A 13,080-nucleotide genomic window follows, 5' to 3' on the forward strand; every position below is an offset into this window, starting at 1 on the left:
CGGCCCGACTACAACAAACACCTGCCTTAGCTGAGCTAGACACCCTTTGCGGCAAGGATTACAAATTAAAAAGGGATCTGCAAGTTTTTCAGTAAGCGTCCGCTGAACCCCATGCCTATTTTTTAATTTGAGTTGGATTTCCAGCGATGTGGTAGTAATTCTTCTATTTGGGTCGCTTTATGCGTCGGCAGCCTTTTCAGCACATCACTGAGATAGGCATACGGATCCAACCCATTCAGCTTTGCTGACTGGATTAAAGTCATGATATTTGCCGCTCGCTGTCCACTGCGCAGCGAACCTGCAAACAACCAGTTCTTACGGCCCAATGCCCAGGGACGCATTGAGTTCTCTGCCCAGTTATTGTCAATGGGTAGATTGCCATCATCCAGATAGCGGCTTAAGGCTGGCCAACGCTTCAGACTGTAATTGATGGCCTTGGCGGTTGGAGAACTCGATGGCACCGTCAGATAATGTTGGTTGAGCCATTCATACAGTTGTTGCATCACCGGTTGGCTGTGCTGTTGTCGGTATTCGCGGCGGTGTTCTGCTGTACTATCGGTCTTTTTCCTGAGTTCTGCTTCTATCGCATACAGTTTCTGAATCATCAGTAATGCCTGTTCAGCGATCTGACTTTTCCCAGTCACATGTAGCTCATGGAATTTACGACGTGCATGCGCCATGCAGCCCACCTCAATGACATCGCCTGATTTAAAGCGTGCTTTATAACCACTGTAATCATCACAGACCAGATGGCCCTGCCAGCCATTCAGGAACTCTTCTGCATGCTGACCTGAACGGCTATCCTGAAAGTCATAGATCACCGCTTGAACTGGATTGTACTGTGTAGTGGCATAGGCCCAGACATAACCTTTCTTCGGTTTTTTCTCATCATCACCCATCCGCATGATGGTGACCGGCGTTTCATCGGCATGGATCACCCGCTGTTGCAGCACCACCTCTTTTAAGGCATTGGCCAGAGGCTCCAGTTCTACACCGCAGCGACCTATCCAGTCAGATAAAGTAGATCTGGACAGATCAATGCCCGCCCGCTGATAGATCAGGCGCTGACGGTACAGCGGCAAATGATCGGCATACTTCGATACCAGCACATGGCTGAGCAGTTCAGGTGAAGCAATGCCTTTATCAATCACATAGGCGGGCATCGCTTGCTGAGTCAGGGTGTCACACTGATCACAGACCCATTTGCCACGCACATGCTGTTCCTTATAGAACTGTGCCGGTCTGAAATGCAGTTTTTCACTGATATCTTCGCCGATACGACGTAACTGGCAGCCACAACTGCATTGGGTTGATGCAGGTTCATGCTCAATACGGATGGTGTGTAGATGATCCGGCAGCAGTCGACGTTTAGGTTTGTTGACTGTGGCTTTCTCTGTCGCTGCATCGGTTTTATCTGCATTCAGCCGTTCCAGTTCCAGATCAACGGCTGCAATATCTTCTTCAACCGCTTCGTCCCACAGATGGATTTGTTTTGCGGTGAGATGTTCGTTTTTACTGCCAAATTTGTGCTGTTTAAATAGTGCGAGCTCATGCTCGTATTTTTGCGTGAGAATGGAAAGATGTTGAACTTTGGCATCCAATTGCTGGTTTGATTTTTCTAATTCTTGATTTGATTGTGCCAGAGACTGATGCTGCATTGCCAACTGTCTGGTAAATTCCAGCAGTTGTTCATGGGTCAGTTGGCTTAAGTCTGGCAGCGTATTCATGACCGCAGTATGCCTGAGGTCATGACGCAGAGGAAATAGAACGTTTGGAGAATAGCAGAATGGACCAGCCTAGTTTAGAGCATCGTCACCACCTGCTGTCGTCCAATGCGCTGCCAAGGTAAACCCTGGATCAGTGCATGTAACTGTTCCGGACTGATCGCCATGCTTTCACCCTGGTGAACCTGCGCCCAGTGGAATTTTCCCTGTTCCAGCCGCCGGGCACACAGCCAGATGCCCAGTCCATCATGTACCAGCACTTTCATGCGATGGCCACGTTTATTACAGAACAGGTAAGCACAATGCGGTTTGATGTAGCCAAAGGCTCTCACCACCTGAGCCATGGCCGTATCCATCCCTGCTCGCATATCCAGAGGTTGGGTAGAAAGCCAGATTTCATCAATGCGGATCATGTTGCAAGTGCCTTGAGTAATTCTGCTAAAGCAGATATTTCTGATACTTGCCATTTCAAGCCAATTTCTGCTTTTGAGTGGGGTAAAGTAATTTGAACCGTTAACATGTCAGTAGGAGTAGGATCTAATGGTGTAGAGCAAGATAAGGCAATAAATGCAGGTTTATTCGGTAGTGGTGAGCGATCATTCCCTGGCTTAGCATCAATTAAGCGAATCCATTTGGATACGAGATTTGTATTCAATCCATGTTGCAAAGCGACCGAAGCAATTGAAACGTCCGGTGCTTTACAAGCCTGAACGATCTGCTGTTTAAATTCAGCACTGTATGTTCTTCGTTTTTTCGCAAGAGATGCGATGGATGTCTGGTGATTTGTAGTCATAAATTTTAGTCCCCACTTGTTTTTAAGTGGGGACTAAATTAAGGCTTATAGGACGAATTCATAAGGTGTGTTCAGCGGACGCTTACTTTTGGGCTTAGTTATTAGCGTTAGTTAAATAAGTATAAGTCAATTTTTACCTAATGGATTTGCTTTTCAACTAGTTCCAATTTGTTTAATGCTTGCCCTTTTTTATGATCATTATTAATCTTTACAACTAGAGCTAAAATAAAAACCATCACTATAAAAACAAGGAAAATCAAATGCTTTTTCATCATTAATCCCTTCTTTTGATCTTTAAGAATGCCTTGTTCCTTTGTAAATAGATATGACATAAGGGAAGCACTGATACAATCCTTTTTAAATGACTTTAGCAACTCGATAAACAGTTGCAACTCCACAATTCACTGCTTTGGCAATTTCTTCCTTAGTCATATTGCCAGCTGCTAGTAATTCTTTTATTCGTTTGTGCTTAGCCTCATTGGCTTTCTTACCTGTTGGCTTGTAACCCGAGCGTGCCAAGCCCTGCTTAATACGTTCTATACGTTTCTCATTGTCCAGGCGGGCCATTGTTGCCAGGAGATCAATCAACATATTATTGATGAGTTCCAGGATTGAATGAGTAATGCTGTCACTGGTTTGAATCATTTGGTAGGTAGTAGGAAGATCCGCTACGACTAAACGAAGTCCCTTCTCCTGGATCCTGCGCTTCAGCTCTTGAAAATCCTGTTGGGTTAGGCGTGATAATCGGTCAATACTTTCAACTAACAAGGTGTCACCTTGATTTGCTTCTGACAGTAGCTTATTCAATTCAGGTCGGTCTAACTTCGTACCACTATAGTTTTCCACGTACACAATGGTTTCGCCCAAATTCAAGTTTTGGTTTAGATCCTGAAGAATCTGCAAAGCCCTTTCTGCATCTTGATCTTTAGTTGAAGCTCGTAGATAAATACGTGTATTCATTTTTATCATTTAATCTTAATTCTATTAGATTAATGATAACACTATCATTTAATTATTGCATTAAGTTTAATGATAGATATTTTATGTTATTTGGCTCGTTATCATTCAGCTATACTCTTTTGATAAAAAAAGCATGACTAAAAGCCATGCCTTGGGAATTCGTATAACGTGTATTATGTTAATTTTAAGAACACTTCAGAACTGATCTACTTACTGATAATAAATACTTTGCCTAATCGTTTTAGTATTTTTTCGATAGTGGGCTCTAAGACTTCTGGAGTTAAATTTAGTTTAATTTCTACAGGATAAGAGGTTAATAACTCTTTGATAGGAGGCCTTTGTTCATAAGGCAGACACTCAATTAGAATCATTAGAACTTTAGGCTCGAAGCATCTTTTTGATGTCGCTTTGAGAGTTAGGCTAGGCATGGACCACCTAAGTTATAATATTTTATATAAGTGCCACTGTATCAGATATTTAAATAAAGAAAGAATGGTTCTTTCTATCAAAAAAAGAATCAGATGATAAATATATGATCGTATTTTATTCCCCATTTAACATAATGGTGATTATACGCAATACACTTGTATATTAATATAAATATCAATGACTTAAAAATTTCGTCATAACCAAGAAAAGGCAAAAAAACGACTTTTGTAATAAGTTGGTGAGTTTTTAAGCGAATCTGTAACTTTTAGCCAATAAAATCGGTTAAAAAATGCTCATTTTCGGCATTTCCCCAATGTTCCCGGTCTTCCCAGGGCCAAAAATATCCCCAATTTCTGTGGATAAAATTTAGGCTATTTTGTACGCTCAGGCTTACGTGAATCTCGGCCCTTTGCGGCTATCTAGGATACTGGAACTTTCCTATGATGAACTCATCAGGAACAGGAAGTTCCATAACATAAAACAAAAATTATAAGTTATTGCACATGGACCAGAGGGTACAACAGCACAATCAGCGACAATAAAAAACCCCGGCAGGATGCCGGGGTTTTTTATTTTTAAAGTTTTTAATTGTATATACATTTTTTTTAATTTTATGACTTGAATAACATAAATTCATCACCATATAACGGTTTGTGTATGTATTTAACAATAAAACGTATATACACGGATCGTTTAAAACTTTAGAATAATGGAGTACAAAAGGTGTCATGTGATGAACCCGAATTAGAATTTCGCTTCTCTGATCAGATTCTACAAAAACTGGATGAGAAGCATGGTGTCACAATTGAAGAAGTCTATGAGGCTTTTGACAATAGTGATGGAAGAACCTTAATAGATACACGAGATCGGCATAAATCACATCCACCTACGGAATGGTTTGTTAGCCAAACTCGCAAAGGCAGAGCCCTTAAAATTTGCTATATATTTGATGAGGATAAGAACATTATTTTTGTTAAGACGGCATACGAGCCTAATGCAGAAGAAGTTCGAATCTTTAACAAATATGCTTAATGCTCCAACGCGTTAGTGGGGGATCCCCCCACTTAACTCATCTACTTATTGAAGTAGATGCAATCTAAATAGATTGTAAATTAATAATTAGAGTAAAGTTATGAAACAAGACAAAGCTGTAAACACTCAAGATAACATCTTTGAAGATGTTGCTCAGTGGGAGTCTAGAAATCTAGGAGCCGACGAGTCATTTGTGAAGTCTAAAGGCATGTCTAAAAAGCTTAAAAATCTCTTGAACAATAGAACTTCACAAAAAATGCAGATGATATCTATACGTTTACCATCGACATTAATAGATGATTTAAAAAATATCGGTGAAGTAGAAGGTATTGGCTATCAAGCATTATCTCGTGAAATTCTTCAAAGATTTGTAGATGCCGAAAATAGAAAGAAATTTAATGATGTTGTAGCACAAAAAAGAGAGTTACAACGTCAAGTAGAACTAATGGAAGCACAACTTAAAGAGCTAAAACATGCTTAAAATATGATTCTTTGTACTCCATAAAAATAAACGATCCCAGAACAGCAAGGTATTACCTTGCTGTTCTGTATTATGATATAAGCAATTGTTAATTAAGGACTTAATAGTTATATGTTAAACATAGAAAATAATTTAATAATTCATGAAAAAATCGATCAAGACGTTACTATCTTAAAAGGCGGCTATTTAACTCTTCATGGACAAATCACTAAAAACCTATACATTCAAGCTGGTGGTACAGCTGTTATTAATGGAATGATCGTGGAGAATCTTTACATTGACCCTCAAGGTAGCGCAATTGTTAATGGAATGGTTTGTAAGGATGTGCTCAATAAAGGAAATTTTTCAGCACCAGGAATGGTCTGTGGAAATATAATTAATTTAAGTAAAGATTAAATAATTTCTTTCTCCTGAGGATCCTCAATACAGAGATTTGATTTAACATAAAATCTCTTATACGCAATTCAGTTGTAACCCCCAAATGGAAATGTCCGATTTCTCCAAAGTAAAAAAGCGCCTGATGGCGCTTTCCTTTAATCATATTTATGGCGTCAGAATAACTTTACGACAGTCTTCTTCTTTTTTATCAAAAATACGGTAACCTTCCGCAGCATCTTCCAGTTTCATGCGATGGGTAATAATCAGATCTGGAGACAGATCTCCATTTTCAATATGTTCTAGCAACTGCGGCAAGTAATTATGCACATGAGTTTGCCCCATTTTAAAGGTTAAACCTTTGTCAAAGGCATCACCAAACAGGAAGCCATGAATTGGACCAGCATAAACTCCAGGTACACTCACCACACCGCCGCGGCGGACCGCTGCAATACATTGTCTTAACGCTGAACCACTCGAACCTTCTAATTTCAGGTTAGTCATTACGGTTTCCAGCATGCTGCCTTTGGCTTCAAAACCGACTGCATCAATGACGGCATCGACTCCACGATAACCCGTGGTATTTTGAATGATAAATTCAGCGGCATCGACTTCATCAAAATTGACCGGAATCACCCCATAGGTTTGATGTGCGAAACTCAGACGATAAGGATGGTGATCGACCATAAAAATCTGCTCGGCACCGAGCATCCGTGCACAGGCAGCAGCCAGCAGACCAACTGGGCCAGCACCATAAATCGCCACACTGGAACCTCGACCAACTTGGGCATTGTTCACTGCTTGCCAGGCGGTTGGTAGAATATCGGTCAGGAATAATACTTTTTCATCAGGCAGGGAGCCTGGCACTTTAAATGGTCCGACATTGCCCTTGGGGATCCGCACATATTCAGCTTGACCACCCGGTATACCACCATACAGATGGCTAAAGCCAAATAAAGCTGCCCCTGGTGGAATCTGTTTTTTATTGAGAATTGCACCACGGCCGGTATTGGTATTTTCACAGGCAGCCATTAGTTCATGTTCACAGAAAAAACAGTGACCACATGCAATCACGAAAGGAATAATTACCCGGTCGCCTTTTTTGACTTCTGTGACTTCAGGACCGACTTCTTCTACAATTCCCATAAATTCATGGCCGAAAATATCGCCATCTTCAGTGGCCGGAATTTTACCCCGGTATAGGTGCAGATCTGAGCCACAGATGGCAGTCGCTGTCACCCTTAAAATGACGTCATCTGGTTCCTGAATCACTGGATCTGGAACGGATTCAACTCGTACATCCCGAGCACCATGATAGGTAAGAGCACGCATGCGGATTTCCTCTCTCTAGTTCAACATTAAACAGACTCGTATCAAGGCTGCCAAAAATAAAAAACACTTTTATTAGAGCCTTATGCGCCAAGAAATCGCTGTAAATTAATGTATGAAATAAGACATCCGAGTGTTTAAAAAATAAATTTATATAGGGTTTACGTAATTCGTGATCTTATGGGTCGAATGAATAGAAAAGAACAGAATTAAAGAAACACCTAGATTGTTAGAACCCATTTCTAGCTATCTTATAGGCCTAATGCAGTAGTTTCCGCTGCCATATCTTCGCTTAAGTACTATATGTATATACCCTGTTGTAGAAGGTTTAAGAGGATCCAATAATCTAATTTTAGAAGGTCCGGGATTGTAACGAGCTACTGCTTTCGGATCTTCAACTTTTAAACGCTCTACTTCTTCATTGATAACATCACGGGCCACATATTTTAAAACGCTATAAGCCTCTCCTTTATTCAGAAATTTGAAAGAGGAACTTCCATTTTCCTTTACTCCTAAACGGAAGTGCTTATCTAAAAATTTAGCTAAATCATCAGCAGAACCTAAAAAAGGTTTTGGCATAATCTTCTCCTTAAACTAATCCTTATATTATTCAGCATTAGAACTGCAAACTTTATTAAGTATCAATCCATTAACAGTTTTAATTTAAATAAGATATTGATTAATCAATTGATTATAATTTTCTTCATGCACATTTTCCTTACCAAACTCTCGTCCTGTTTCTTCAAAAAGACGTCTTAAAATCACGAATTGAATAAAATCTTCCGCATAATTTTCTTGCCTAGGCAAATACGATAACGTCAACGGCTGATAATATTCAGCGTTCCTCAAATTCGATTGTCCTTTCTTGTAGTGATAGCCGACAGCTTGCGTGAACAGTCGCCCGACTTGATGACGATTACCTTTGAACACAGTGTAATGTTGTAAATCGGCATTTAACTGCTGCCATTTCCCGATGCCTACTGATTTATTAGGGTTAGAAATCAAATCATTAATAATTTCTTTGTATTTCTTCTCGATTAAATGAACGGTTGGTTCGTCATACCGCCATGTCCAAGTGTAGTTTTTCTCACTCTTTTTACGATTTGAAGCATATTTTTTTGAGTTTTTGGTCGAGTGTGAAAGTCGAACTAGCTCGACATACTTACCATTGCCAAAATTGAGCTTTAAATAGGGTTTTTGAAGTACAAATTTGAACTTTTCCTGATCTCGAAAGTAGTCCTGGATGACGCTTATTTCTTGTTGTTCATTCTCACGATTCCAAACAACATTTTCAGCCTCAGCTACTCGTTGTCCAGATAGACGTGGTTTCAAGTTTATTTGGCTGAGCTGCGTGTTAAATTTATGAGTATTAGGCGTAGTAATAAGAAGCCAAAAATCAAAAATCGTACTGTTTACACGTTTTTGCACAATGAGATCGGCAATAGGCTCTTTTTTAGTGTTCAGTCGGTATGATCTCTGCCTCGAAGTTAGGTCTAAGTGGTATTTATCGGTTAATTTCTTAATCAGCTTATCTATTTTAGGGAAAAAAAGGTTGTCTTCTCCCTCAACAGAAAAATGAGAATAAAAATAAGCGCCATGCCCGACCTTATCTACGATTTTCTGAGCTGTATAACGACTCATTGGGCTGTAGTGAATCATTTTATTGTCACCAAGCAATATTTATAAAATTGTCATCAAACAATATTACAAAAACTTGATTGTAATCAAGCAATATTTATAAAAGGTTAAAGACTTATTTTATAAGATTTTTATAAAAATTTAGTGGCGAAGCCACTTTTGCAAATGCCGAAGGCATTAGCCGGACTTAATTGACACAATTTGTCATTGTGCAATTAAGTGGTTCCTAAGTGACAATATTTACACCTGTTTCTACCTGCTATATGATGGAATTATTCATTGACTGAAGCAGTCTGACCAACTGCCTGACCATTTCGTTTTTACGATTTTGAGCAGGCGTCAGCCTGCTTAAAGCCATGTTTTTTTAGATAGCGCACGTTCCTCTACTAGCCATTTTGGGATGACCGATTGAGCGTACTACCTCTGAAGGGGGGTTCGGTACGATCTGATGGGCGCTGGAGTTTACTCTTTCGATCCAATCCAAGCTGTGATTTTTCTTTATGACTTTTCACGGGGTTGGGCGACAAGGACACGGGAGCCTATAAGCAATCGAAAGATTGTGAAATGGTCGTTAGGTTAGATATAGCCTAGCTAGATGGTTGTTTACATCGAAAACCCTGTTCTAGCAATTACCGTGAGAACCTGACAGGACGTTAAGGTTCGTTAATAACGGTTATGTATTGCGGCTCATGCACGTTGGAAACAACGGATAGGCGCAGTTCATAGGCACAACTGTAGGCGTTTGAGGTAACAGCGATGTTATCGGCTGCGGAGAGGAAACTTGGAAGCAGCGGCACCACTGAGTGAGATAGTCTCAAGCAAGGTGGGTCAACGGATAGCTCAAGCAGTATACATCGGGATGCATGAAATAATTCCATAATTGCCCGAGATACGTGTAGATCAAGAGCCATACGCTCAGATTTTTTCTGATTTGCCATATCCTCATTTTTTTAAGGAACCGCGTTGGGGGGAAACTGGAAGTGCAGGTCAGGAGAGAGAGCATTGGCGGTCTGGTCGTTAAGATTGCTAGAAATAACTTGGGAATCTCTTAGCTGCTGCTGTCATGGCACTGGTAGGTTAAGAGAGGGAGAGACGATGAGTAGGGCGTATAAGGCATATAACTTGTTATATGTTGAAGTCGTGGCAAATATTGCTAAAACAATAGGCGAACTCAATTGCGACTGGCAGTCGTAATTGGTAAAGGGAGTCTAAACTCTATGTGATGTTTACGTGGAGCCGTTTCCGAAAGTTTGAGTCGGTTTTATGTTGTTATCTAAAAAAGCGAAAAACTCGTTAAAGATGGTTTGGTCGCCATCGTTGTTTTGCTTGGGTCAGGATTGGTCTCCTGACTTATGCAAGACTAAACAACAGTCTAATGAAAGAATGTGATGTGATATTTAGCCACTTTTAGAGTGCAATAGTCTTGTTAATCACCGCTCTGTTCAATAGTGCCAGGTGCTATTTCTCTGGATAGTTTTAAAGTTTAGAAAAACTGATGTTAGCAGACATTCCAATCTGTGAGTTTTTACTCTTTTTTAGTAAAGAAAGGGCGTACTGTGATGATTCTTAGGCTCTGCCGACCTAAGTTATTCGATAAACAGCGTGGTAGTTACGTCAGTGCACTATAGCCCCCTCGGTTTTCTTCGGCAAAGAAAGCGAAACGAGGTGGGTGTCTTTAATTTCTAAAATGCGATATTTTGCGATTTTAGGAACTTTCTAACTTAGGACATAGAATCTATGCTTAAACGTAGTAAATGAGCTAAAACCCCCATTTTTTGCGTTTAAAAGCCATTCTCAGAACGAGTGTCTACGAGTGAACATTGAAAAGTTGCGCCTAGACTTCCTGAAAAACAGTTTTTTCAGTATATAAATTTCTAAAAACAGAAAATTACGTCTCCAAAGTCGATTCCAGATCGAGCGTAGCGAGCAAAAAAAGCTTATGAGCGAAGCGAATTCCGAGTTGCTTTTGCTTTTTCTAAAAGTCACGAAAATATTATTCAAAAATTGCCCCGACGAATCGAGCGGAAGCGAGATTCAATAGAGTTTGAGCGTAGCGAAAACCGAGGGCAATTTTTCATTCCCTGTGTTTTTAATTATTTTAAGGTTTTTAAATGTTTTTAACTTATTTTAAATTATTAAATTTCAATAACTAACCTTTGCATTCCCCCACGTTTAGTTACCCATTCCCCCACGTTTAGTTACCCATTCCCCCACGTTTAGTTACCCATTCCCCCACGTTTAGTTACCCATTCCCCCACGTTTAGTTACCCTCCTAATTACACCCTTAACTACACAGTTGTAGTTATACCCACATTGTTATAATCTGTGGGTATAAAAATATTTCAATCGAGTCTATGTCAAAAGAATTAGTTGTAAAAACCAATCGGTTAAATCAAGCTTTTCAAACTCTATCTTTATCAGAGTTTCATATTGTTCAATTAGCCATTGTTGATGCTAGACATACGGGTACTGGACTAAGTACAGATACTCCTTTACGAATAGATGCTTTGAGATATGCTGAAGTTTTTGGGACAACAAGGCAAAATGCTTATCAGAGAATGAAAGAAGCAGAGGATTCTTTATTTAACAGAAGATTTAGCTTCTTTGATGAAGATGGGAAATTAGTCAAAAGTAGATGGATTCAGCAAGTAAAATATCTAGATGATGAAGGAGCTATTGAACTTGTTTTCACTTTAGCTGTTGTACAAGGCATAAGTAAAATTGATGGTATTAAAGACTTTTTTACTCAATATTTACTAAGCCAAACAGCCCAGCTTAACAGTACATATTCAGCAAGATTATACGAGTTATTAATTCAATGGAGAGCTATTGGAAAAACGCCAGTATTTGAATTAGCAACTTTTAGAGAACAACTTGGAATTGGTGTTAATGAATACAAGCGTATGGATCACTTTAAAACTAGAGTTCTTGACTTAGCCATTTCTGAAATTAGCGAAAAAACAGATATAGAGGCAACCTACCAACAGCATAAAAAAGGCCGTTCAATATCTGGTTTTTCTTTTTCTTTTAAACAAAAAAAATCTAAAACTAAATTATTAGAAAATCAGACAATATCTGGGAATCTAGATCTTTTTTCAAAAAAAATGACTGACTCTCAACGCCACTTATTTTCCAATAAGCTATCTGAACTTCCTGAAATGAGTAAATACTCTCAAGGAACTGAAAGCTATCCTCAATTTGCAGTAAGAATTGCTGAAATGCTTAAAGATTCTGAGAAGTTAAAAGAGTTTGCTCCAATGCTCGAAAAGGTTGGCTATCGTTAAATCATTGATGTAACGTTACATCACTAAATATTGTCTACTGACATACAGACTTTTACTTGGGTTACATGATGAAAGCACTATCTGTTATTGAATTAGCTCAACTCTATGGAATGAATCGTCAAAGTATCTATAAACGTATAAATAAAGGGGACTTATCAAAAAATAGTGATGGAAAAATAGATTTTTCAGAAGCTCTACGTGTATTTGGTGAACCATCCCACAATAATAAGGATGTAACCACGTTACAGTCTACTTCGGTACAAAAAGAGACAGAAGTAGACATGCTTAAGCAACAAGTAGACATACTAAAAAAACAGCTAGAACTTGCACACGAACGAGAAGTTTTTCAACGAGAACAACTAGAAGCAAAAGACAATCAAATAGAAGCAATACAACGACTGTTAGAAGCTCCAAAAACCAATATGACTACGTTTACCGATCAGAAACCTAGCCAAGATATAGCAACGGATCCTCGGTCAAAACCTGAGCCGAAACATGACGGATTGACTACTCCGGAACAAACGGAAAAGAAACGGATTCCAGTACCGGAGCACATTGAACAGGAACCGGAAAAAAGGAGCTTTTGGAGCCGTTTTTTTAGACCCTATGATTAACCACGATTGTTTAACTAATATGAATAAAGTCGTGAAACTTTGATTAAATAATAAGCGTGGAACGTGAAAAAATCATAAAAAAAAGCCCACCTTGGGGAGGTGGGGCAAAAAAGAAACTACAGCGTTGAATTTTCAAGAGAATTATACAGCATTTCGTATAAGGTGTATTATGTTAATTTTAGGAAAAGTTTAAATTGATCTTTGGCATAGTTGACCTATTTCTAACCTGGTGTAACCACGTTCTTTAAAGATTAAAACAATAGCTTTTCTATAATCTTCAGAAGTAGACGTTTTATATTTATTGATTAATTGCAGCTCAGAATTAAGCTGAAGGTCATTTTTTATCGTCAATACTTCAGTAGAGACTTTATTAAAAATCTTGAAATTAAACATACAGGTGCTCTTTATCAATATTGTAGCG

General features: G+C 39.1%; 13 protein-coding genes. 5 read left to right on the plus strand and 8 right to left on the minus strand.

Features of this window, described 5'->3' with window-relative positions; genetic code table 11:
* Positions 1-122: 122 nt before the first annotated feature.
* From tnpC to C3F22_RS16155, 4 genes are all read right to left on the minus strand, one after another.
* On the minus strand, positions 123-1,727 hold the full coding sequence (tnpC, locus tag C3F22_RS16135) for an IS66 family transposase (RefSeq protein ID WP_004733110.1): 1,605 nt from the start codon (positions 1,725-1,727) through the stop codon (positions 123-125).
* Positions 1,728-1,801: 74 nt separating this feature from the next.
* Entirely contained in the window at positions 1,802-2,137 is a 336-nt protein-coding gene (gene tnpB, locus C3F22_RS16140; protein WP_158651691.1) for an IS66 family insertion sequence element accessory protein TnpB, read from the minus strand.
* Positions 2,134-2,517 carry an IS66-like element accessory protein TnpA gene (tnpA, locus tag C3F22_RS16145; protein WP_005232272.1) on the minus strand — a complete coding sequence of 128 codons (384 nt, stop codon included), beginning with the start codon at positions 2,515-2,517 and terminating at the stop codon, positions 2,134-2,136. Before tnpA ends, tnpB begins: the two co-directional genes overlap by 4 nt.
* A 357-nt stretch (positions 2,518-2,874) precedes the next feature.
* The gene (locus tag C3F22_RS16155; RefSeq protein ID WP_005407429.1) at positions 2,875-3,486 is read right to left on the minus strand and encodes a recombinase family protein; all 612 of its coding nucleotides are present in this window, start codon (positions 3,484-3,486) and stop codon (positions 2,875-2,877) included.
* Between the two features lie 1,143 nt (positions 3,487-4,629).
* On the opposite strand from C3F22_RS16155, the gene C3F22_RS16170 reads away from it, so the two are divergent.
* The 3 genes from C3F22_RS16170 to C3F22_RS16180 all read left to right on the plus strand — a co-directional run bounded on the left by C3F22_RS16170 (position 4,630) and on the right by C3F22_RS16180 (position 5,815).
* Entirely contained in the window at positions 4,630-4,938 is a 309-nt protein-coding gene (locus C3F22_RS16170; RefSeq protein ID WP_228203597.1) for a hypothetical protein, read from the plus strand.
* A 100-nt stretch (positions 4,939-5,038) separates the two neighbouring features.
* Entirely contained in the window at positions 5,039-5,419 is a 381-nt protein-coding gene (locus C3F22_RS16175) for a hypothetical protein (RefSeq protein ID WP_104427042.1), read from the plus strand.
* Positions 5,420-5,530: 111 nt separating this feature from the next.
* Positions 5,531-5,815, plus strand: coding sequence for a hypothetical protein (locus C3F22_RS16180; protein ID WP_104427043.1), 285 nt, complete (start codon positions 5,531-5,533; stop codon positions 5,813-5,815).
* A gap of 147 nt (positions 5,816-5,962) precedes the next feature.
* On the opposite strand, the gene C3F22_RS16185 is transcribed toward C3F22_RS16180, so the two are convergent.
* From C3F22_RS16185 to C3F22_RS16195, 3 genes are all read right to left on the minus strand, one after another.
* Positions 5,963-7,126 (minus strand): zinc-dependent alcohol dehydrogenase, encoded by a 1,164-nt coding sequence (locus C3F22_RS16185; protein ID WP_005104957.1) that lies wholly within the window; start codon positions 7,124-7,126, stop codon positions 5,963-5,965.
* Positions 7,127-7,369: 243 nt separating this feature from the next.
* The gene (locus tag C3F22_RS16190) at positions 7,370-7,702 is read right to left on the minus strand and encodes a hypothetical protein (protein WP_032049750.1); all 333 of its coding nucleotides are present in this window, start codon (positions 7,700-7,702) and stop codon (positions 7,370-7,372) included.
* Between the two features lie 84 nt (positions 7,703-7,786).
* A complete protein-coding gene (locus C3F22_RS16195; protein ID WP_032049752.1) occupies positions 7,787-8,782 on the minus strand; it encodes a hypothetical protein in 996 nt (331 codons plus the stop codon).
* A gap of 2,333 nt (positions 8,783-11,115) precedes the next feature.
* Between C3F22_RS16195 and repM the strand changes: the two genes are divergently transcribed.
* Positions 11,116-12,045 (plus strand): replication initiation protein RepM, encoded by a 930-nt coding sequence (gene repM, locus C3F22_RS16200; protein ID WP_104427044.1) that lies wholly within the window; start codon positions 11,116-11,118, stop codon positions 12,043-12,045.
* 68 nt (positions 12,046-12,113) lie between these two features.
* Positions 12,114-12,659, plus strand: coding sequence for a plasmid replication DNA-binding protein (locus C3F22_RS16205; protein WP_171284765.1), 546 nt, complete (start codon positions 12,114-12,116; stop codon positions 12,657-12,659).
* A gap of 189 nt (positions 12,660-12,848) precedes the next feature.
* Here the strand turns inward: C3F22_RS16205 and C3F22_RS16210 are convergent, their stop codons facing one another.
* Entirely contained in the window at positions 12,849-13,052 is a 204-nt protein-coding gene (locus C3F22_RS16210; RefSeq protein ID WP_005407430.1) for a hypothetical protein, read from the minus strand.
* Between the last annotated feature and the right edge of the window lie 28 nt (positions 13,053-13,080).

The sequence above is a fragment of the Acinetobacter sp. ACNIH1 genome (genome assembly GCF_002934695.1).
In the GTDB taxonomy this organism is placed as follows: Bacteria; Pseudomonadota; Gammaproteobacteria; order Pseudomonadales; family Moraxellaceae; genus Acinetobacter; species Acinetobacter variabilis.